Below are 22,588 nucleotides of genomic sequence, written 5' to 3'. Positions count from 1 at the left end.
CATTGGTTGCATGCAATAAATTGTGTATCATTACAAAGTGGAATTGTGTTTGGCAGGGGGTAAAAGAATTGCGTGTATATAGAAGCCTTAAGGGACTTAAGGATATTTATTCTAACATTACCGTAGCCTTAGGAAACTTTGACGGGATACATCTAGGGCACCAAAGGCTTATTGGGGAGGCTGTGTCCATGGCAAGCCGCTCAAAGGGAACAGCGGCTATACTAACCTTTGATCCACACCCTCTGATGGTTCTAAGACCCCAAATGGCACCAGCAATGTTGTTGGATCAAGAATCAAAGGAACGGATTATGGCTGGCTTAGGTGTGGATATCTTAATACCCTTACACTTTACCCCAGAATTTGCCCGGTTAAGTCCCGAGGAGTTTATTAAAGATATTCTTATCGAACAAATAGGCACCAAGGGAATTGTGGTGGGCTATAACTATACCTTTGGCTATAAAGGTAGTGGAAAGACCGATGACCTTAATTATTATGCCGCAGAGTATGGTTATACATTAAGTGTAATTCCTCCTGTTATGGTGGGGGACCAAGTGGTTAGCAGTACTCTCATCCGTAGTAAATTAGCGGAGGGAGACGTTATTTCTGCTAAGAAATATCTTGGCTATTACCCCTTTACGGAGGGTACGGTAGTAAAGGGTGACCGCAGAGGGAATACCCTTGGCTTCCCCACAGCAAATATTAATTGCCCGGAAGGCATGGTGGTACCAGCCAAGGGGGTCTACAGTGTTAAAGTAGAAATGGATGATGAGATCTACCTTGGAGTAGCGAATATAGGAACCAAACCCACTTTTCAGGGCAATAGCCTAAGAACCAATATTGAAGTTCATTTATTGGATTTTTGTGGGGATATTTACGGCAAAAATATTAGGGTTCAATATGTTAGCAGGTTACGGGATGAAAAAAAGTTTAATTCAATAAATGATCTGGTTAGTCAAATTCAGGCGGATGTGCAAAGCGCCAGATTTGACCTTTCAAACTAAAGTTGAATAAATAGGGGATACCCACAATATAATTATTAATACCTAACATTTACATCTAGTAATGATTGTGCTACAATAAATTCGGCAAACGTCCCAGCTAAAAAGAAAGGAGACGTTGTCCGTGGGGTATCCAAAACTTGATACTCCTGAAGAGGAGGTTAAACGCTGGCTTAACCATATTGCTTTAATATGTGTAAGTGAGGAGTTTCAATCCTTAAAGCGTGAATTGGAATCTCTTTATGTACGATCCAATATGGATAATGTAAGAATAGTTGCCTTTCAGGATGCGTTATATGCTTTTTTGGCTCAGGAAGACGAGGATTATAGGATATATCAATACCTTAGTTGTTGAGCGGAGCTATGTATGCGTATTATTATTACGGAACATGCCCGCAAGAGGTTAAGGGACCTGCGTCAGGATAGAATAACTACGTCAGACATTATCATCGCAGCGAAAGGGATTCCCGGTCGTATACCTACGGCCACAAGATTTAGGGGTTTTTTTGCCAAATCCGGTCGCTTTTTTGATATCGTTGCGAAGGATATTGAAAATGGCCGTTTGGTAATAACTATAATTGGGAAATGATTTTTCTTTTCCCAAAGAACTGTTATCTAGGGAATTTGCTTACTCCGGCGGTTGTCTTGGATAACAGGGATCTAAAAATAAGGAGGTGAACATCTTGGCATTATCTGCAGAAAAGAAAAATCAAATCATTGATGCTTTTAAGACCCACGAAGGAGATACTGGTTCTCCGGAGGTTCAGATCGCTCTTTTAACCGAGCGGATTAATCAATTAACTCTGCACCTTAAGTCCTTTAAAAAGGATCACCACTCTCGTCGTGGACTTTTAAAGATGGTAGGTCAACGCCGTGCGTTGCTTAACTACCTGCGCGACCGTAACTTTGACCGTTACCGTGCAATCTTAGAAAGACTAGGACTACGGAAATAATAAAAGCGAGCATTTTAGCTCGCTTTTTTTTATTGTTTATAATTGGGAAAGATAAATCTGTCGAATTTGCAGGTGCTATCGTTATCCCCCGCTATGCATTACCTCCTACCTACCCTTTGAGGAGGTTCACGGCGCATGTCCTATGGCTATTTAAAGCTGACGGCTGATAGCTAATTCAAAGTCTTTAGTATTTTTCTCCTATTAAGAAGGATATACTAATAAAAATGTCGAATTGTTAAGATTTGTCAAGTACAGAAACTTTGGAGGTAAGAATAGTGTCTGAAAATCAAGTATTAATCAGGAAACTATCATTAGGAGGTAGAACCCTCACCCTGGAGACAGGTCGCCTGGCTAAGCAGGCCGGTGGTGCTGTGTTGGCCACTTATGGCGAAACGGTAGTTTTAGTAACAGCCACTGTGGCAAAAAATACTAGGGATATTGACTTCTTTCCACTTACTGTAGATTATGAAGAAAGACTCTATGCTGTGGGAAAGATCCCTGGCGGGTTTATAAAGAGGGAAGGTCGCCCTAGTGAGAAAGCAATTTTATCTGGAAGATTAATTGATCGCCCCATACGTCCGCTTTTCCCAAAACACATGAGAAATGAAGTTCAGGTGGTTGCCACCGTATTATCAGTGGATCAGGATAATGCACCGGAAATTGCAGCAATGATTGGTGCATCGGCTGCTCTACATATCTCCAAGATTCCCTTGAAAAAGCCTATTGGTGGAGTGATTATCGGTAGAGTAGATGGGCAATTTGTCATCAATCCGGTGGTACGTCAAGCTCAAAACAGTGATATGCACCTTGTGGTGGCTGGTACCGATGATGCTGTGATGATGGTAGAGGCAGGTGCCAAAGAAGTACCTGAAGATCAAATGTTAGAGGCTATTATTTATGGCCATGATCAGGTAAAGGAAATTGTCAAGTTTATCGAAGATTTTAGAAATGATGCCTTAGCCATGGGATTAGCATGGGATAAAATGGAGATACCGGACCAAGCATTTGATACTGCCCTGGAAAATGAGATTCTGCCCAAGGCCGAAGAAAAAATTCGCGAGGCGGTATTGAATTGTTCCAAAGAGCAGCTGACCAAAAAACAAAGAGAAGCCTATATGGATGAAGTAATGTCAGGGTTACAGGAAAACTTCCTGGAGCAATTCCCTGATAATCCTAGAGAGGTCATGGCTTTAATTGAAAAGGCAGAGAAAAAGGTAGTTCGTAGAATTATTACCCATGATAAACTTCGTATTGATGGTCGGGCTATCGACGAAATTCGTCCCATCACGGTAGAAGTTGGCGTGTTGCCCCGTACCCATGGTACTGGTCTTTTCACGAGGGGTCAAACCCAAATTCTTTCTGTCGCCACCCTAGGCTCCATCAGTGAAGAACAAATTTTAGATGGTCTGGGTACCGAGGAAACGAAGAGGTATATGCACCATTATAATTTCCCACCCTTTAGTACCGGGGAGACAAAGCCTATGCGATCTCCCGGACGTCGGGAAATTGGTCATGGCGCTTTGGCAGAAAGGGCATTGGAGCCCATGATTCCGCCTGAAGAAGTATTCCCTTATACGATCCGGGTGGTTTCAGAGGCCATCGAATCCAATGGTTCTACTTCCATGGGCAGCGTTTGTGGCAGCACACTGTCCCTCATGGATGCCGGTGTTCCCTTAAAGGCACCTGTTGCCGGTGTGGCCATGGGACTGATTATGGAAGAGGATAAATTTACTGTTTTGACTGACATTCAAGGCTTAGAAGATCACCTGGGGGATATGGACTTTAAGGTTGCTGGCTCAGCCAATGGTGTAACAGCCTTGCAAATGGATATTAAAATCCCTGGGATCACCAGGGAAGTATTTGAGCAGGCTTTGGAACAGGCGCATCGTGGTCGGATGTATATATTGAATAAAATGTTAGATATACTACCTGCAGCCAGAACCGAAATCTCTGAGCATGCTCCTTCTATTATTCGTACCAACATTAACCCAGATAAAATTAGGGATATCATTGGACCTGGTGGTAAGATTATCAAGAAATTAGTAGAGGAAACCGGGGCAGACATCGATATCGAAGATGATGGCAGAGTATTTATTGCTGCTGTTGATCGCGAAAAGGGTAAAAAGGCTCTGGAAATTATTAAGTCCATTACCTCAGAGGTAGAGGTTGGCAAGCTATACGATGGGAAGGTTACCCGGGTGACCGACTTTGGTTGCTTTGTCGAGGTAATTCCAGGGGTATTGGGATTATCCGGTAAGGAGGGTCTGGTGCACATTTCCCAATTGGATTTCCAAAGGGTTGAAAAGACCGAGGATATTGTTAAAGAAGGGGAAATCATAACAGTAAAAGCCATTGGTTATGACCCTCAGGGCAGACTGAAACTCTCTAAGAAGGAAGCCATGCGGGATATGGGTTTGGCACCAGCACCGCAGGAAGGGAATGCAGAGCAACCTGAAAAAAGAGAACGCAGACCCTTTAGTCGTCCAAAGACTACCAAGGAATAAAATCACATTAGCCGGTAAATGGGAGTTATCGATTGATAAAACTTCTATTTATCGGCTATATTTTTTATTCCATGCTATATAAAGTAGTTAGTTAAATAGGAATAATATTTGCGCTTTGCCAAATGACAGTAAAAAAATATAAAATAATTATGCCCCATACTAGGTGAGAGTCTAAAAAAGAGGTGGTAATATCGTTAAAGAAAGATTGCTACTAGTATTGTTTACGGTTCCTATACTATTTTTGCTAATTATCTTTCCAATGGGAAAGGCCGAAGCATATCTGGGTGATAGAACGATAAAGTATGGTATGCAGGGTTATGATGTACAACAATTGCAAAAGAATCTAAACTATTTAGGATATCAAGCAGGAAATGCCGATGGAATCTATGGGTGGCGTACATTAAATGCCATAAAGCAATTTCAAGGGAAAAATGGTCTGAAGGTAGATGGTATTGTTGGCAAGGCTACAGCCAATCGATTGATTAGCCAGGTCAGTGGAAATAACAGTTCCCGACCTAAAACTACCGACGCCCCTGCGGCTATTGCAACTACCTCCCGGGGATCATTACCCTTATCACGGGCAGACTTATATGATCTAGCCAGGGTGGTACATGGCGAAGCTAGGGGAGAATCCTTTGAGGGACAAGTTGCTGTTGCTGCGGTTGTCTTAAATAGGGTTCTTTCAGGACAATTCGGCAGAACGATCCAGGAGGTCATCTTTCAACCCTGGGCCTTTACAGCCGTAAACGATGGGCAGTTTTACTTACAGCCCAATGCATCGGCCATGCGGGCAGTAGAGGAAGCTATTAAGGGCTGGGATCCCTCACGTGGTGCACTATACTATTGGAATCCAAAAACCGCAACCAGTAAGTGGATCTGGAGCCGTCCGATTTCCTTAAAAATTGGTAATCACGTTTTTGCTTCATAAATTATCATAAAAGGGAGTGCCGCAAAACTGCCTAGTAGTTTGCGACACTCCCTTTTACTTTCTTAATTATAGATATAATCATTCCTTTAACGGCATAAAGTTTGGTAAAGAAGGAAAAAAGGGGTGAAAAAATGAGAATATTATTTATACGGAGGGGATGGCTATACAAGTCAGTCCTTTGGTTTGTAATTGCCCTGTTTTTTATTGGCCTAGGTATCATGGTCAACCAGGAAAAGCGCCAAAGAGTTATTGCTCCTATTTACCAGGGAAAAGAAAATGAGAAAAAGATTGCACTGGCCTGTAATGTATTTTGGGGGGAAGAGTACATACCTAAAATGTTAGACATTTTTAAAGATGAAAATATCCAGATTACTTTTTTTGCAGGGGGGACCTGGGTGGAAGATTTTCCGGAGTTGCTTAAAAAAATGGATGTAGCAGGTCATGAAATTGGCACCCATGGCTATTCCCATCCTCATCCGGACCAATTAAGCAAAAGCGGCAACCTAAGGGATATGCAGAAGGCCGAAAAAATAATCTATGATACGATACAAAAAAGACCGAAGTTATATGCACCGCCTTACGGGGAAAGGGGCCCAGCGGTCTTAAGGGCTGCCGAAGAGCAGGACTATCGCTTCATTCTTTGGAGTATCGATACAATCGACTGGCAGAGGCCAGCCCCGGATGTCATTGTCAAAAGGGTGGTAAGCAAAGCTCATAACGGGGCGATTGTATTAATGCATCCCACGGATCCAACAGCTAAAGCATTGCCCTCAATCATCAAACAACTTAAAAGTGAAGGATATGAGTTTGTTAAAGTGGGAGAATTAATTAAGGACCTTCCGAAAAAATAAATAATAAAGAGTAAAATATTCATAGACTGAGTAAAAGCGGGAATACTTACACTGATGTGGCAATAAAGACAAAATATATCAAAATTTTAAAAGGATTTTCAGTCATTAATAGAGAAATTTCCATAATCGCGCTTCCAGGGGGTGTTGTAATGTTTTACCAAAAAGAAGTACTACCAAATGGAATAAGAATATTAACACAGCAAGTTTCCCATGTTCGTTCTGTTGCACTGGGGATCTGGGTTGATGTTGGGTCTAGGGATGAAAGCAATGAAACCGCAGGTATCTCCCACTATATTGAACACATGATGTTCAAAGGAACCAAACATAGGACAGCAAAGCAAATTGCGGAAGAACTGGATGCAGTGGGAGGGCAACTGAATGCTTTTACCACCAAAGAGTATACCTGTTACTACGCCAAGGTATTAGATGAGCATTTTAATTTGGCAGTCGATGTATTATCCGATATGCTTTTCAACTCGAATATTTCCGAAAAGGATGTAGAACGAGAAAAGAATGTTATTTTAGAAGAAATAAAAATGTATGAGGATGCACCGGATGAGTTGGTACATGATATGTTTGCCAAGACCATTTGGTCTGGTCATCCGTTGGGTAGGCCCATCATTGGAACGTCAGAAACGGTAAGCAGTTTTACCTATCAGGACTTACGTGCATATTTGAAAGAAAATTATACACCCAATCGAATTGTTGTTTCTGTGGCAGGTAATATTACGCACAACCAGGTAGTTGAAAAGCTTGCACCGTTATTTTCCGGCTTGACCGGCAATGAGGTAACAAGAGAGCTAACCGTACCAACACATAGTATTGAGGTGAACTGTCGGAGCAAAGAAACAGAACAAGTGCACATGGTAATTGGTGCACCTGGTTTGCGTTTGAAGGATGATGATTTGTATATTGCTCAGGTCATCAATACGGTATTGGGTGGCGGGTTATCTTCGAGACTATTCCAAGAAATCAGGGAACAAAGAGGTTTAGTTTACACCGTATACTCCTATCATAGCTCCTACTATGATACGGGTATCTTTGGTGTATATGCTGGTTTAAGCAAGGAAAATGTAAATCAAGCCATGGAACTGATATTTAAGGAAATAAAGGACATTAAAAGGAATGGTATATCAAAAGAGGAACTACAAAGGGCCAAGGACCAACTCAAAGGAAATCTTCTGCTGTCAATGGAAAGTGTCAATACACACATGAGCCGGCTAGGTAAATCCGAGCTATATCTGGGTAAAGTGTTTAGTCCTGAAGAAATAGTTGAAAAACTCAACCGTGTATCGATTGATGACATTGTCCGTGTTGCCGGGAATCTTTTTCATCCGGAAAAATTCTCCATGGCCGCCATTGGGCCCTGGCAGGACTGTGGCGATTTGAAAAGGGTTTTGGAAACACTGAAGGATTAAATTATTACCGCCATGAGCCATGGCCAGCATAGCGGCAGTTTGTACTGTAAAGTTGTAGTTTTGGTTGTTAGCGAAACGAAGGAATCCCCCCTTAAGGGGGATTTTTTGCTTTGGAGTAATATTTAACCAATTTGCCCCATAAAATTTACCAGGAGGTGGGGGAGTTTGGTAATTAGCATGATTGCTGGAATATTGGCAGCTTTTTTAGTTTTTTTCTCAATTAAGGAACGAATAAGAATGAAAAGAATGCGCAAGGAATGGGATGTTGTTGGTGAAAGTAAAGCCTCTGTTCTTTCTGAATCCCTGGCAGGTCTTGTAGGTACTGCGGGGGGGATCTATTTATCTTTGATTATGCTAACCACCTTTTTAGAAGTTGATTTACCGTCAAGGGTGAATCTTACTGGGGTATCCCTTGAACCAGTTGCAGCAATATCCTTTATCCTGGCAATTCTAAGCCCTTTTATTAATCGCATTTTTAAAGGATTAAAAAGATTTAGATTTAAATAGGGAGGGGGCTTGCCGTGAGATTGAGTGAATTAATTGGCAAAGAAATTGTTAATATAAATAATGGTGCTAGGTTGGGTGTAGTAGGCGAATCGGACGTTACAATCGATATTGAGTCTGGGACAGTGGTTTCAATCATCTTGCCGAGACGGACAAATTTTGTCACCATGTGGATGGATAAACAACAAATGATCATTCCTTGGGATAGTATTCGTAAGATTGGCGAAGAGGTTATAATAGTAGAGATGGATCAATGCAACCCCTCTTTACACAAATATTCGTATTAGCTGTCCGTTTAACTTTTTATGGACAGTCCGTTAAATGTCAATGGCCCAGGGTTGCCTAAAAGGAATACGAAGAAGCAAAACTGCGACAGCGGAGAATACTCCAATGTCGCATTATCATTTTTCCTGTGATATAATAACTCGAATAATCATAAAATTCTAAAAACAACAGAGGTATACAATACACTGGATGTATCTACCTTGACAACCTTAAATGTGGTAATAGATAATTAAGTACGAATACTTAAGGTTGCACCAAATATAAAGGCGGTGGTACTTATGATAAAAGTAGTAGTTTCAGGTGCCTTGGGTAAAATGGGCCAGGAAGCTTGCAAGTCAGTTGCCAATACCGATGGAATGCAATTAGTTGGGGCTTTGGATAATCATGAAATCGATGGTACTTTAGGAGCGATCATTGGCAAGCCCGAATTAAATATTGTAATATCTACCAATTTAGAAAAGCTGTTAACAGAAGTTAAACCGGATGTTCTCATTGATTTTACACGCCCTGGTGTTGTACAAGGAAATATTGAATTGGCTCTTAAGTATGGTGTAAGACCCGTTGTGGGAACAACTGGTATGTCTACAACGGAAATAGAAAAATTTATTGCTTTAGCAGCCGAAAAAAACATAGGGGGACTAATTGCCCCTAATTTTGCCATTGGAGCTATCTTAATGATGAAATTTGCCGCAGAGGCGGCAAAGTATTTTCCCCATGTAGAAATAATTGAACTTCACCATGATCAGAAGATGGATGCACCTTCCGGTACTGCCCTTAAAACCGCCGAGGCAATTGCTGAAGTAAGGGGGAGTATGTGTCAGGGCATGCCCAGTGAATTTGAAAAAATAGAAGGCTCCCGTGGGGGGAACTTTGAAGGAATGAGAATACATAGTGTGCGCCTGCCGGGTTTTGTAGCCCACCAGGAGGTTATTTTTGGCGGTACAGGGCAAACACTATCCATTCGGCATGATTCGATCTCTAGGGAATCCTTTATGCCAGGCCTGATTATGGCTGTGCAAAAGGTCATGAATATAAAACAAATGGCTTATGGACTAGAAAATTTAATTTTTGAAAACTAAATATACCATTTTCCGCACCGCCTGTTAGGCTTTCGGTACAAGCACCACCCCCTCCGATGGCTCATATCATGTATTGTGATACAGATGCTGAGAGGAGGGTACAACATTGCAGCCTGATTTAAAAGGAATCAAAGTGGCTGTCCTGGGTGGTGATGCCAGGGAGATTGTACTGGTTTCTACTTTATCTCGTCTGGGCGCTTATGTGAAGGTTTTGGGATTACCTATTAATAGTGATCCTCCACATATCACCATTTGTGGGAACCTGGAAGAGGCATTGGCAGATGTGCAAGCTGTAATTTTACCAGTACCAGGTCTACTTGAGAAAGGCAATATCTACTGTGTATACGAAGATGAGCCGCTGGTACTAACGGAAGCTTTGCTCGTTAAGCTGCCTCCACAAACCCCAGTTTTTGCAGGTTTTGCCCGACCGAAGTTAAAAGAAATTGTCCAAAGAAGCAACTTAAAACTTATTCAGGTACTTTCCCTGGATGAAGTAGCCATCCTTAACTCCATTCCTTCGGCAGAAGGAGCTGTTCAGATGGCAATGGAGAACACTGCAATAACCATCCATAATAGCAAATCCTTTGTATTAGGATTTGGCAGAACGGGAGCTAGTATTGCAAGATTGCTTCATGGTATGGGGGCAAGGGTCACAGTGGTTGCCAGGTCGGCAGCTCATCGGGCAAGGGTTTATGAGATGGGTATGGAAGCAGTATCCTTTGAGGAGTTACCAGATGCAATCGCCAAGGCGGAGATTATTTTCAATACTGTGCCTAAGATGGTCTTAACAAACTGCATCTTGAACAAAATGAAAGAAGATGCAGTGATCATCGATGTTGCCTCTCCACCTGGGGGAACGGATTTTGACGCCGCTGCTAGATTGAGCATTAAAGCTCTTTTAGCACCAGGACTTCCTGGCAAGGTGGCACCCAAAACCGCTGGGCAAATACTAGCAAAGGTAATACCTAATTTGTTAGCCCAGGAATTGCAGCGTAATGACGGTACAGTAGGAACGGCATAATGGAGGTGCGGCAAATGCGTTTAAAAGATGTACGGATTGGTTTTGCTCTAACAGGGTCACATTGCTGTTTAGATGAAATAATGCCCAAAATTCAAGAGTTAGTAAATGAAGGTGCTGAAGTATATCCGATTATCAGTTTTGCTGTTGATACCATCGACACCCGTTTTGGTACTACAACAAAATGGCGTGAAATGCTAGAAAAGATTACAGGTAAAGAACCGATCAATTCCATTGTTACTGCGGAACCAGTTGGTCCCCAAAAACTCGTGGATGTTGTTGTGATTGCCCCCTGCACAGGAAATACCATGGCTAAGTTGGCCCATGGCATTACCGATACTCCTGTGCTAATGGCAGCAAAAGCACATTTGCGTAATTTAAGGCCTGTAGTCATCGGTATCTCTACCAATGATGGTTTAGGTCTCAACGCTAAAAACCTAGGATTACTGATTAACACCAAAAATATATATATGGTACCCTTTGGTCAGGATAGTCCTACCGGAAAACCAAACTCATTAAAATGCAACATGGATCTTATAATAGATACAATTGAATCTGCACTACAAGGGAAACAAATACAACCAGTGCTAGTTCAGGTATAATTTAAGGTCGGGGGTTTAACTATTCAAGGAGGGAAAGTCGTTGAAAAAGGTTAATCTAGCTATAGTCGGTGCTACCGGAGCAGTGGGTCAGGAAATTTTAAATATATTAAACGAACGCAATTTTCCAATCGATCAATTAAAACTTTGTGCAACTTCCCGTTCTGCAGGGACTGAGATAGAGTTTCGCGGTGAAAAATATATCGTTGAGGAAACTACCCCCGACTCCTTTATTGGGATGGATATTGCTTTGTTTGCTGGTGGAAAAGCAAGCTTAGAATATGGTAAAGCAGCGGTTGAGCGGGGTTGTGTAGTAGTTGATAATAGCAGCAATTATCGTATGGATCCTGCGGTACCCTTAATAGTTCCTGAGGTAAACCCAGAGGATGTAAAGTGGCACCAAGGGATTATTGCAAATCCCAACTGCTCCACCATTATCATGGTGGTTGCCTTAAAACCAATTCATGATGCTGCCGGTATTAAGCGTGTGGTTGTTTCTACCTATCAGGCCGTTTCAGGTGCTGGAAAAGAAGGAATTGAGGAACTCACCGAACAGGTTAAGGCCGTACTTGCTGGCAAGGAATACCCACCTAATAAATTTGCCCATCAGATTGCCTTTAATCTAATTCCACATATTGATGTTTTTCAGGAATTGGATTACACCAAAGAAGAATGGAAAATGGTGAAAGAGACACAAAAGATTTTACACGATGATAAGATTAAAATTACGGCCACCACTGTTCGGGTACCAGTCTATCGTAGTCACTCAGAATCCATTAATATTGAAACCGAACGTAAATTAACCAGTGCCCAGGCGAAGGAAGTTTTGGCCAGTGCACCGGGTATTATTGTAGAAGATGATGTTGCCAACAAGGTATATCCAATGCCCCTATTCACTTCAAGCCATGACGAGGTTTTTGTTGGTCGCGTTCGCGAGGACAATACCTTAGAAAATGGCATCAATCTCTGGGTGGTAGGGGATCAAATTCGTAAAGGTGCCGCTACCAATGCGGTACAAATCGCAGAGCTTTTGCTTAAATATGACTGCTTAATAAAGAAGGAGTAAGTATGCGATTTCTTATCCAAAAATTTGGTGGGACTTCTCTTGTTACCCAGGACCTTAGGGAGTTGGTGGCAAATAAAATTATTGCTGCTGCCAACGAAGGATTTTCTCCAGTAGTAGTGGTGTCAGCCATGGGTCGTGAGGGTGAACCCTATGCCACGGATACACTATTGCATTTTGTTTTATCGATTTGTCGTGATATGCCTTCCAGGGAAATGGATTTGTTAATGTCCTGTGGCGAGATTATTTCCGGCGTGGCCATGGTCAATACCTTGCAGCACATGGGACATCCGGCGGTATTGTTGACCGGGGAACAGGCTGGTATCATAACAGACAATAATTATAATGATGCACGTATTATTCGGGTAGAGCCTAAAAAGCTTACCGATTATGCTGAACAAGGTAAAATAGTGATTGTAACAGGCTTTCAGGGAGTAACAGAAAACGGGGAAATAACGACTCTGGGCCGTGGGGGTAGCGATACCACTGCCTCTGCTTTGGGTGTGGCCCTGAATGCAGAATGTATTGATATTTACACAGACGTAGAAGGTATCATGACAGCAGATCCACGAATTGTTGAAGATGCTCGAATTCTTGACACGGTAACCTATAATGAAATTTGTCAGCTCGCCCACGAAGGGGCAAAGGTTATTCACCCAAGGGCAGTGGAAATTGCTATGCAAAAGAATATTCCTCTGCGTGTCCGCTCTACCTTTTCCAATGCCCCTGGGACATTAGTGACCAGTCATCATGGGGTTTATGGAACCATCGATATTACCAGAGATCGAGTAGCCAGTGGGGTTACTCACAAGTCTGGGGTTACCCAACTTAAGATAGACTTAAAGAACGTGATGGTGGAAGAGCCTACCTTGCGAATATTTCGCTCACTGGCCTTGGCTGATATCAGTATCGATTTTATTAATGTTAGCCCTGAATTAATTATGTTGACCGTTAAGGATGAGGTTGCTAAAAAGGCATTAGACGTATTAGAAAACCTAGGTATTCAACCCGTGGTCAAACCAAATTGTGCGAAGGTAGCCACGGTTGGTGCTGGTATGACAGGAGTTCCCGGTGTAATGGCTAGTATTGTTCAAGCCTTAACGGAGGAGGGTGTTGATATATTGCAATCCTCTGATTCACATACCACGATTTGGGTTTTAGTTGAGAAGAACAATATGAAGAAAGCAATCAAGGCACTGCACCGAAAATTTAATTTAGGACAAAACAATAAAGAATAATGAAGGATGGTGAAAGAAAATGACAGTGAGGGATTTTGGTAGGGTATTAACAGCGATGGTATCACCCTTTAACCCTGATTTGTCAGTGAATTACAACCAAGCAAAAAAACTTGCGCGATATCTAGTGGAAAATGGTTCGGATGGTTTGGTTGTTAGCGGTACAACGGGAGAATCTCCTACCTTAACCAAGGAAGAAAAGCTAGAATTATTTAAGGCAGTTGTGGAGGAGGTTGGTGGCAAAGCAACTGTTATTGCTGGTACTGGAAGTTATGACACGGCTGGAAGTATTACCCTAACCAAAGAGGCAGAAAAGGTTGGTTGTGATGGGGTAATGTTGGTGGCTCCCTATTACAACAAACCATCCCAGGAAGGTCTCTACAGACATTTTCGTACTATCGCTGAAAGCACCAGCTTACCGGTAATCCTTTACAATATCCCGGGTCGTACAGGAATTAATGTTTTACCGTCCACGGTGGCAAGGTTAGCAGAGGATGTCCCTAATATTGTTGCCATTAAAGAAGCCGCCGGCAGCATTGATCAAGCCTCTGAATTACGTAGTGTCTTACCGGAGGATTTTGCCATTTATAGTGGAGATGATTCCATGACCCTTCCGATGTTAGCCCTGGGATGCCAAGGGATTATAAGTGTAGCAGCCCATGTGGCAGGAAAACAAATTCAAGAGATGATTGATGCTTTTACCTCAGGCAATACAACCCTGGCAGCCAATTTGCATAAGAAACTATATCCATTATTTAAGGGTTTATTTATCACATCAAATCCAGTCCCGGTGAAGGCTGCTTTAATTCTCAAGGGTTTGGCCGTAGGAGGCGTAAGATTACCCCTGGTTGAGGCCACAGCCAATGAAATTGAAAGTGTTAAAAAAGTAATGAATAACCTCGAATTACTGTAGTTAAGCGAAGGATGCACTTTTAAGTGTATCCTTTTGTATTATTTTGGCACTTCCGGGTAATTATATTGCCGTTAGGGATTAATTTGGTTATAATTTATTGGTAGGTTAAGGAACGGTTTGCCACTCAATAAAATTTCATATTTTCCCCGCCTTCTCCTAGTTTCTCACCAAGCACAGATTACTTAAATGATGTAACTCTCATTACCCTTGTTTTGATTATAGGAGGTGCGGTTTTGGCAAAAGAGCAAAAATTAGCTGTAATTCCCCTTGGGGGATTAGGCGAGGTCGGTAAAAACATGACTGCGGTGAGATTTGGGGAAAATATTGTAATTATTGATTGTGGTTTAATATTTCCAGAAGAAGAGATGCTGGGAATAGATATTGTCATCCCGGATATTACTTACCTATTGGAGCATAAAGAAGAGATTTTGGGTATTTTGCTCACACATGGTCATGAAGACCACATCGGTGCATTACCCTATGTTCTAAGACAAATCAATGTTCCGGTGTACGGTTCTAAACTGACCCTAGGACTTGTGCAAGGGAAACTGAAGGAACACAATTTGTTAGATCAGGTGAAATTGCAGACGGTAAAACCAAGAGATACCTTTCAAATCGGTCCCTTTAAAATTGAATTTATCAAAGTATCTCATAGTATACCCGATGCTATGGCCATAGCAATTCATACACCTGTAGGTACCTTGCTGCATACGGGAGATTTTAAAATCGATCAAACCCCTGTTGATGGAGAGGTTATTGATCTGCCCAGGTTTGCGGCTTTGGGAGAAAAAGGTGTACTGCTCATGATGTCAGACAGTACCAATGTTGAGCGGCCGGGCTATACCATGTCTGAGAGGGTAGTTGGCAATACCTTTGATGAAACCTTCAGACAGGCCCAAGAACGAATTATTATTGCAACCTTTGCCTCGAACGTGCATCGACTACAGCAGGCAATCTCTGTTGCCCATAAACATGATCGTCACGTAGCGGTGGTGGGGCGCAGCATGGCAAACGTAGTGCAAGTTGCAAGTGAATTGGGATATCTTCACATACCGGAAGGCACTTTAATTGAGTTGGATGAGGTGGCCAGACTACCCCATAATAAGGTTGTGCTGCTTACCACAGGTAGTCAGGGTGAACCGATGTCTGCCTTAACCAGAATTGCTATGAATGATCACCGCCAAGTGGATATCATGCCCGGGGATACCGTGATTATCTCTGCTACCCCGATACCAGGCAATGAGAAATTAGTTACCCGTATCATTGACCAGCTTTTTAAATTAGGGGCCAAGGTAATCTATGAGGCTGTTTCCGGTATCCATGTTTCTGGCCACCCCAGTCAAGAAGAATTAAAGTTAATGCTTAATTTAGTTCGTCCCAAGTTTTTTATTCCCGTACACGGTGAGTACCGAATGTTGAAAAAGCATGCTGACCTAGCCAGAGAATTAGGCATCCCTGCGGAGAATATTTTTATTGGTGAAAACGGCCAGGTTTTTGAGTTTACCCGAAGGCATGGCAGAATAGCAGGCAGGGTGACATCTGGTAAAGTGCTGGTGGATGGGCTTGGTGTAGGGGATGTTGGCAACATTGTTTTACGTGACAGAAGGCAATTGTCACAGGATGGTATTCTAATCGTGGTGGTAACCATGGATAAACATAAAAATCAAGTCCTAGCCGGGCCAGATATTGTTTCAAGGGGTTTTGTCTATGTTCGCGAATCCGAAGTTCTGATGGAGGATGCGAAGCATAAGGTAAAATTGGCCTTGGATAAGTGTTGTACCCGTGGTATTTCCGAATGGGCGGCTATTAAATCCCAAATAAGAGATGATTTAGGAAAGTTTTTATACGAAAAAACTAGGAGAAGGCCTATGATCTTACCAATTATTATGGAAGTATAGGAAAAACCCCTGATCAATATTTTTGATCGGGGTTTTTTTCTTTTTTTATTTTTCATACATTTTGTCATTAACATCCAAGCATACTAGTATCAGTGAATTTAGAATATCCAGAGGAGTGACTCTTTTTATGTTAATGAAACCACGTTCTAGCGGTGACACCCCTGGGCAAGTGCCCTTTAATCCCAATTTTCCGAATCCGATGCAGCCACCTGGTATACCCAATATACCTCAGCCAAATCCCGAAACGGGGAATCCTGGAGTTCCTGGGGGACCTAAGCGTGTAATGGGGCAGGCAAAGGGTACTTTAGAAAATATAAAAGAAATGGGTACCCCGACAATACCGGATACCGTAAAAAGCAATATTCATTGTGTAACCATCGTAGGACAAATTGAAGGGCATATTATGCTTCCTTCCCAAAATAAAACGACAAAATATGAGCACATTATACCGCAGTTGGTAGGAATCGAACAGGATGATAGTGTAGAAGGGGTATTATTAGTCCTTAATACCGTTGGTGGAGATGTAGAGGCAGGCCTTGCCATTGCAGAGGTCGTGGCCACCATGACCAAACCCACGGTAACCCTGGTATTGGGAGGTGGTCATAGTATTGGTGTACCCATCGCAGTATCCGGCAGACATAGCTTTATTGCACCAACTGCTTCTATGACCATTCATCCCATCCGGCTAAACGGCTTAGTGATCGGAGTTCCCCAAACCTATGATTATCTTGATAAAATGCAAGATAGGGTAATACGTTTTGTTACTGAACATTCCAAGGTAACAGAGGAGAAATTTAGAGAGTTAATGTTTAAAACAGGAGAATTAGCCAGAGATATAGGAACGGTGGTAATTGGTAAAGATGCTGTGGAGAGCGGTTTAATCAATGAAGTTGGTGGTATTGGACAGGCCATGTGCAAGCTAAAGCAACTGATCGAGGAGCAGAAGGAGAGGTGTCCTTTACAATGATTCTATGGACTCCACTGCCAGCCGAACAGGTTTTAGATGGTTTTGACAACAATACCTATATTGATTATGAAGCTGGTGAAGTGGCAGGAATACCCGTGTTACTAGAAAAGACGGAAACCGGTCAGAAAAGAGTGGTCAGGATTAATAGCTCCAATCCAGCCCATTACCTAAGTCGAGACGTTTATCCTGGTTTAGTAACAAGCTAACCGCTAAAAAGAAACCCCTTCCGATGTTCGGAAGGGATTTCTTTTTAACGGGGGTAATATTGCTGCATACCACCCTGCATACTACTGTAATTGTACTGATTGGGTTGATTATAGTTTTGAAAGATGCCGGTGTTTGGATTCACGATATTTTGCTGGTAAGGTGCTTGGGTGGTTTGATATTGTGCTTGATGGTGTTGCGTCATCATACTTTGCTGTTGTTCCGTCATCATCTTTTGGGCACTATTTTGCACTTGGCTGATCATGTTTTGTTCAGCCTGCATGGGTTTATACCAGCCCTGTTGGTGAGCAAGATTATAAACCTGCATTTGCTCATCAAAGGTTTGGTTAAGGGCATGCATGTAATCCTGGCGAAGCTGTTGGTCGGCGCACTCCAAAATTCTAGATGTCAAACAAGTGGCACTAAACTTTAATTCGTTAAGCATGGATAAGCAAAGATTTTTGTCTGTTACTTGGTCCCCTTGCATTAAAGCACCTCCTCTTTTATTATTACATAAACCCAACGTTTATGTGCTGTGCAAGTCTCTGAAAACAATCCTTTCGACTACGTGAAATACTGTGGCAAAGTTGCTGTAACTGAGGATTGGTACACTCCTGGGCAAAATGATTAAATTGGCCAACAAGGTTTGTTTCCAGCATTAAATGACCTTCTAAATCTAATAATTCGCGGGCTGTTCTTTGTCCCATCATTTGGGTTACCCTCCCTTCAAAATTTGAATTTAGACCCTATCATATGTTAATATGTTTAGTCAACCCAAACTTTATGCAACCAGGACCACTTTAATAGCTCATTAAAGGGTTTTGGAAATTTCTGTAGTATATATTAGTTGGAGGTGCCGAGCTTGGATGTATTAAAAAAAATAAAAGACGATTTAAAATATGAAATTTTTGGCATAGGGTTGATCTCTATTTCTGTATTGGGGCTAATTAGTTTTGCCAATACGCCCTTAGGGGCTGTAGGGGGCTTCGTGGGACGTGTGCTCAAGGGACTTTTTGGCTCCTTTGGTGGCGTTGTGTTAATGCTGTTCCTAGGGATATTTGGCATGAAATTAATCATTGAACGGAAGAGAACCGGTGTAAATATTAAGGTTTACGGTGCGATATTGCTATTTTTGATTATACTTGCTCTATTAAGTCTGATGCTGCCAGTTAAAGCTACCCTGATGGAAGTTTTAATGCAGATTACCAATGAGACTTCAGCTGGCAAGGGTGGGGGACTGATTGGTTCAATCATCGTTTTTCTATTGATACAGTCCTTTGGTAAAGCTGGCACCTATATCTTGTTAACAACCGGGTTAATGGTATCTATTTTATTAATGACCAATGTTTCGATGGCAGTTATTGCTCAGAAATTCACCACAAGGGCTAAAGAATGTGCCACCGGTACCGGAAGAAGATTAGGTGCATTTTTATTTACTGAAGTTGATGAGGCAAATGATCACAAACCCATCATCATCACCAGTTCCCAGGATGATCTTGATTTTTCTAATTCGGAACAACCCAAAGTAAATCTTCAAGATATGGATAATCAAAAAACAGGGCCGCTTAATTTTGTCATAAAAGAGAAACCTAAAGTTGAAAAAACAGTGATTTCTAGTAACGAAAAGGAACATGAAAAGGTCAATATTACATATGGCCAATTATCATTGAATGATCTTAGTTCTTTCAAATTGCCTCCTTTAAATCTTTTATCCCGGCCCATGAAAGGGAATAAAACCATTTCCAGTGCCAAGGATATTACAGATAATATCGCAAAATTGGAAGAAACCTTGGAAAACTTTAGTATTAAGGCTAAAGTTACCCAGGTATCCCGTGGTCCCGCTATAACACGCTATGAAATACAACCACCTGCTGGGGTAAAAGTAAGCCGAATTGTTGGTTTAGCAGATGATATTGCCTTATCGATGGCCGCGCCGGATGTTCGTATAGAAGCACCCATTCCAGGTAAGGCGGCAGTGGGAATTGAGGTTCCCAATAAAGAAATTTCGATGGTTCATATTAGGGATTTGTTAGAAACAAAAGAATTTACCACCTCTGAATCCCACTTAACAGTAGCACTGGGAAAGGATATTGCCGGGACACCGATTATGGCGGATTTAACGAAGATGCCTCACCTGTTAATTGCTGGTGCCACCGGGGCTGGTAAAAGCGTATGCATTAATACGCTAATTTCTAGTATTTTATTTAAGGCTACGCCGGACGAAGTTAAGTTTTTGATGATCGATCCCAAAATGGTTGAATTAGCCACGTATAATGGTATCCCGCATTTGGTTTCTCCAGTGGTAACAAACCCCAAGAAAGCCGCCACGACACTTCGCTGGGCAGTGCGTGAAATGGAGAAACGTTATGAGCTATTTGCCAAGGCAGGGGTCCGCAACATAACGATGTATAACAACATGTTTAGTGAGTCTGAACCCAGTGTTGGTCAAAATCGTTTACCATTAATGGTGGTTATTATTGATGAGTTGGCAGATTTAATGATGGTTGCTCCGGCCGATGTTGAAGATGCCATTTGCCGTCTGGCACAAATGGCTAGGGCAGCCGGTATTCATCTGGTTGTAGCAACACAACGACCCTCTGTGGATGTTATTACAGGTTTGATTAAGGCTAATATCCCGTCTAGGATTTCCTTTGCAGTTTCATCTCAGGTTGATTCCAGAACCATTTTAGATATGGCGGGGGCAGAAAAATTACTCGGTAAAGGTGATATGCTTTACTTTCCGGTTGGGGCCTCTAAACCCATCCGGGTACAAGGGGCATATCTGTCCGACAAAGAGGTTGAAGATGTTGTATCCTTTTTGAAAAAGCAGTCTGAACCTGTGTATGATGATACTGTTTCTCAGGATGAAGCAAAAGGAAGAGAGGAGTCTGAGGTTGAAGACGATCTGCTGCCGGAGGCTGTGCGAATTTTAATTGAAACAGGTCATGCCTCAATATCGATGTTACAACGTCGGTTGCACATTGGCTATGCACGGGCGGCTAGGTTAATTGATATAATGGAAAAAAGAGGGATAGTAGGAGGCTATGAAGGAAGTAAACCCCGGGCTATCCTGATGACAATGGAACAATATTTGCAAACCTTTACCGAAAATAAAAATAATTAATCTTTTATGTTATACTTAAATTGCATCGTTAAAAAGTTGACCACCATGAGTGTACATGCTATACACTACCTTTGTTTTTTAGGGGCAGGTTAATTTGAGAATACCATGCGAAATAAATAATTGACTCTTAAAGCAGAGATAATAGTTATTATTTATCTTAGCTAATCCATATTAGGAGTTTTACTTAGCTGCGAGGAAGTAAGGCAAATGATGAAAGATTTTTCAATAGATGAAGCTCTAAAAGAAAATAATGCATGTTTTATTGATGTTCGTTCAGAAGGAGAATTTGCTGAAGGTTCGATACCAAATGCCATTAATATACCCTTGTTTACAAATGAAGAAAGGGCCAAGGTTGGCACGGTTTACAAACAAATTGGCACAGAGGAAGCCAAAAGGCTAGGGATCAAGTTTGCCAGCCCTAAATTGCCCGTGCTATATGATCAAATATTGAATTTAAGTAAAAACAAAAAGGTCTTCCTTTATTGTTGGCGCGGCGGCATGCGCAGCAAATATATTTCCTCTATTTTAGGCTCTTTCGGTATGGATGTGCATCGTATTATAGGGGGCTATAAGGCCTATCGGAGGCACGTTCATGATTATTTAGATCAAGCTGCCATACCACATAAATGTATTGTTTTACATGGTCTAACCGGAGTTGGTAAAACAATTGTTTTGCAAAAACTAGAGGCAATGGGTATATCCACCTTAGACTTGGAGGGCCTAGCCCTTCATCGCGGTTCAGCCTACGGGAAGATTGGCTTACCTGAATCACCGTCCCAAAAGGATTTTGAATCAGGTATCGTGCATAACCTAAAGAACGCTGAAAACTTTGGGGTTATTGTGGTTGAGTGTGAAAGTCGTAGAGTGGGTAAACTAATTGTGCCTACCTCCGTATTAAATGCCATGGCCAAAGGTTATCGGGTTTTAATGTATGCTTCCATGGAGGCACGGGTGCAAAGAATTACGAAGGAATATACAAATGGTCCGGATAACAATATAAAGGGGTTACAGTATAGTACTTCTTTATTAAGAAAATCTTTGGGCAACAAAGCTGTTAATGAACTTAATCAAAAGATAGAAGAAAGAAAATTTTCGGAAGTTATCCTGTTTCTTCTGAGGAATTACTATGATCCTCTCTACAAATATCCTGATTCATCCAGCAATGATTATGATTTAACGGTAGACTGCGATGAACTTGATGAAGCAACCAGCAAAATTGCTAATTGGATAAGTCAGTTGCCGGAATATGGCAAGCCGGTGGAAGACGGAGGTGATGACCGTGCAAATAGGGGAAGCGTTAAGGAATGCGAGGAATGAAAAAGGTTATTCACTAAAGTATTTAGAAGAAGCTACTAAAATTAGGGCAAAATACCTGGAGGCACTGGAAAATGAGAATTTTGATATTCTTCCAGGACCTGTCTACGCAAAGGCCTTTTTAAGAACCTATGCAAAATACCTTGAATTAGATACGGAAGAAATAATGGCTGAGTACAATGGACTTAGTAAGAATAACGATACTCAACCGCAGACAGAAGAAACAAAACCATTTGACCCAGAAGCAACTACCATCATAGCTAAAAAATGGAAATACCTAGTGGCTGGTTTGGCCATCGTATCTTTATTTGCTTTTAATTCCCTCTATAATAATGGACAGAATCAAGACAATAAACCGGAAATACCAAAAAATACTGCCCAAGAGCAACCCAATACCCAAGGTCCGCCCCCTGAAAATTTAAACACTCCGGGCCAGGCCACAAACAATGAAAAAGATCAAGGTGTCAGGGTGGTTCTGAAAGTTAACGATGAACAACAGAGTTGGATGCAGGTTGAGGCCGATGGCAATACCGTTTTTAGTGGCTTGGTAGGCCCAGGGGAAATGAAAGATTTTAAAGCCAAACAAAAAATTTATTTACATGTCGGCAATGCCGGCGCAGTTGAGGTAAATGTAAATGGTAAGAATTTAGGTCGCTTGGGGGAAAATGGTAAGGTTGTAAAAATACCCTTTACTTCTGAAGAGGAACCAAATTCAAAAGAAGGATAGGAGCAA

General features: G+C 41.8%; 24 protein-coding genes. 22 read left to right on the top strand and 2 right to left on the bottom strand.

All coding sequences use genetic code 11. The features are described 5' to 3' along the window. Positions 1-68: 68 nt before the first annotated feature. The 19 genes from AC1U9Z_RS03745 (at position 69) to AC1U9Z_RS03655 (ending at position 17,419) form a co-directional block, all read left to right on the top strand. On the top strand, positions 69-1,001 hold the full coding sequence (locus AC1U9Z_RS03745; protein WP_479955765.1) for a bifunctional riboflavin kinase/FAD synthetase: 933 nt from the start codon (positions 69-71) through the stop codon (positions 999-1,001). Positions 1,002-1,122: 121 nt separating this feature from the next. Continuing rightward, positions 1,123-1,353, top strand: coding sequence for a hypothetical protein (locus AC1U9Z_RS03740; protein WP_333530432.1), 231 nt, complete (start codon positions 1,123-1,125; stop codon positions 1,351-1,353). A gap of 12 nt (positions 1,354-1,365) precedes the next feature. Next, a complete protein-coding gene (locus AC1U9Z_RS03735) occupies positions 1,366-1,587 on the top strand; it encodes a hypothetical protein (RefSeq protein WP_479955764.1) in 222 nt (73 codons plus the stop codon). A gap of 94 nt (positions 1,588-1,681) precedes the next feature. Next, positions 1,682-1,951 (top strand): 30S ribosomal protein S15, encoded by a 270-nt coding sequence (rpsO, locus tag AC1U9Z_RS03730; RefSeq protein WP_479955763.1) that lies wholly within the window; start codon positions 1,682-1,684, stop codon positions 1,949-1,951. 275 nt (positions 1,952-2,226) lie between these two features. Further along, positions 2,227-4,455, top strand: a complete 2,229-nt coding sequence (locus AC1U9Z_RS03725; RefSeq protein ID WP_479955762.1) for a polyribonucleotide nucleotidyltransferase — start codon at positions 2,227-2,229, stop codon at positions 4,453-4,455. A 241-nt stretch (positions 4,456-4,696) separates the two neighbouring features. Then, entirely contained in the window at positions 4,697-5,383 is a 687-nt protein-coding gene (sleB, locus tag AC1U9Z_RS03720; RefSeq protein ID WP_479955761.1) for a spore cortex-lytic enzyme, read from the top strand. A gap of 131 nt (positions 5,384-5,514) precedes the next feature. Then, a complete protein-coding gene (locus AC1U9Z_RS03715) occupies positions 5,515-6,234 on the top strand; it encodes a polysaccharide deacetylase family protein (RefSeq protein WP_479955760.1) in 720 nt (239 codons plus the stop codon). A 149-nt stretch (positions 6,235-6,383) separates the two neighbouring features. Continuing rightward, a complete protein-coding gene (locus AC1U9Z_RS03710; protein WP_333530438.1) occupies positions 6,384-7,652 on the top strand; it encodes a M16 family metallopeptidase in 1,269 nt (422 codons plus the stop codon). Positions 7,653-7,817: 165 nt separating this feature from the next. Next, on the top strand, positions 7,818-8,159 hold the full coding sequence (locus AC1U9Z_RS03705) for a hypothetical protein (RefSeq protein WP_479955759.1): 342 nt from the start codon (positions 7,818-7,820) through the stop codon (positions 8,157-8,159). Between the two features lie 14 nt (positions 8,160-8,173). Continuing rightward, positions 8,174-8,443, top strand: a complete 270-nt coding sequence (locus tag AC1U9Z_RS03700) for a YlmC/YmxH family sporulation protein (RefSeq protein ID WP_333530440.1) — start codon at positions 8,174-8,176, stop codon at positions 8,441-8,443. A 276-nt stretch (positions 8,444-8,719) separates the two neighbouring features. Further along, positions 8,720-9,520, top strand: a complete 801-nt coding sequence (gene dapB / locus AC1U9Z_RS03695; protein ID WP_479955758.1) for a 4-hydroxy-tetrahydrodipicolinate reductase — start codon at positions 8,720-8,722, stop codon at positions 9,518-9,520. A gap of 106 nt (positions 9,521-9,626) precedes the next feature. Then, positions 9,627-10,541: a dipicolinate synthase subunit DpsA gene (gene dpsA / locus AC1U9Z_RS03690; protein WP_479955757.1), complete on the top strand. Its 915-nt coding sequence runs from the start codon at positions 9,627-9,629 to the stop codon at positions 10,539-10,541. A gap of 14 nt (positions 10,542-10,555) precedes the next feature. Continuing rightward, the gene (locus AC1U9Z_RS03685) at positions 10,556-11,140 is read left to right on the top strand and encodes a dipicolinate synthase subunit B (protein ID WP_479955756.1); all 585 of its coding nucleotides are present in this window, start codon (positions 10,556-10,558) and stop codon (positions 11,138-11,140) included. Positions 11,141-11,180: 40 nt separating this feature from the next. Further along, positions 11,181-12,203: an aspartate-semialdehyde dehydrogenase gene (locus AC1U9Z_RS03680; protein ID WP_479955755.1), complete on the top strand. Its 1,023-nt coding sequence runs from the start codon at positions 11,181-11,183 to the stop codon at positions 12,201-12,203. 2 nt (positions 12,204-12,205) lie between these two features. Then, positions 12,206-13,438 carry an aspartate kinase gene (gene dapG, locus AC1U9Z_RS03675; RefSeq protein WP_479955754.1) on the top strand — a complete coding sequence of 411 codons (1,233 nt, stop codon included), beginning with the start codon at positions 12,206-12,208 and terminating at the stop codon, positions 13,436-13,438. 19 nt (positions 13,439-13,457) lie between these two features. After that, complete coding sequence (dapA, locus tag AC1U9Z_RS03670) at positions 13,458-14,348, top strand: 4-hydroxy-tetrahydrodipicolinate synthase (protein ID WP_479955753.1); 891 nt, start codon at positions 13,458-13,460, stop codon at positions 14,346-14,348. A 233-nt stretch (positions 14,349-14,581) separates the two neighbouring features. Next, positions 14,582-16,246, top strand: coding sequence for a ribonuclease J (locus AC1U9Z_RS03665; RefSeq protein ID WP_479955752.1), 1,665 nt, complete (start codon positions 14,582-14,584; stop codon positions 16,244-16,246). Positions 16,247-16,379: 133 nt separating this feature from the next. After that, positions 16,380-17,213: a ClpP family protease gene (locus AC1U9Z_RS03660; protein ID WP_479955809.1), complete on the top strand. Its 834-nt coding sequence runs from the start codon at positions 16,380-16,382 to the stop codon at positions 17,211-17,213. Next, entirely contained in the window at positions 17,210-17,419 is a 210-nt protein-coding gene (locus tag AC1U9Z_RS03655) for a YlzJ-like family protein (RefSeq protein ID WP_333530449.1), read from the top strand. Before AC1U9Z_RS03660 ends, AC1U9Z_RS03655 begins: the two co-directional genes overlap by 4 nt. Positions 17,420-17,463: 44 nt before the next feature. Here the strand turns inward: AC1U9Z_RS03655 and AC1U9Z_RS03650 are convergent, their stop codons facing one another. Both AC1U9Z_RS03650 and AC1U9Z_RS03645 read right to left on the bottom strand, forming a co-directional pair. Further along, a complete protein-coding gene (locus AC1U9Z_RS03650; protein WP_479955751.1) occupies positions 17,464-17,904 on the bottom strand; it encodes a spore coat protein in 441 nt (146 codons plus the stop codon). 22 nt (positions 17,905-17,926) lie between these two features. Then, positions 17,927-18,127: a hypothetical protein gene (locus AC1U9Z_RS03645; RefSeq protein ID WP_333530451.1), complete on the bottom strand. Its 201-nt coding sequence runs from the start codon at positions 18,125-18,127 to the stop codon at positions 17,927-17,929. Positions 18,128-18,279: 152 nt separating this feature from the next. On the opposite strand from AC1U9Z_RS03645, the gene AC1U9Z_RS03640 reads away from it, so the two are divergent. The 3 genes from AC1U9Z_RS03640 (at position 18,280) to AC1U9Z_RS03630 (ending at position 22,582) form a co-directional block, all read left to right on the top strand. Continuing rightward, entirely contained in the window at positions 18,280-20,541 is a 2,262-nt protein-coding gene (locus tag AC1U9Z_RS03640) for an FtsK/SpoIIIE family DNA translocase (RefSeq protein WP_479955750.1), read from the top strand. A gap of 207 nt (positions 20,542-20,748) precedes the next feature. Continuing rightward, positions 20,749-21,858, top strand: a complete 1,110-nt coding sequence (gene mnmH / locus AC1U9Z_RS03635) for a tRNA 2-selenouridine(34) synthase MnmH (protein ID WP_479955749.1) — start codon at positions 20,749-20,751, stop codon at positions 21,856-21,858. Beyond that, positions 21,821-22,582, top strand: a complete 762-nt coding sequence (locus AC1U9Z_RS03630; protein WP_479955748.1) for a helix-turn-helix domain-containing protein — start codon at positions 21,821-21,823, stop codon at positions 22,580-22,582. Before mnmH ends, AC1U9Z_RS03630 begins: the two co-directional genes overlap by 38 nt. Positions 22,583-22,588 lie beyond the last annotated feature (6 nt).

Source organism: Desulfotomaculum sp. (assembly GCF_982386235.1).
This window is presented reverse-complemented; position numbering and strand designations above follow the sequence as displayed.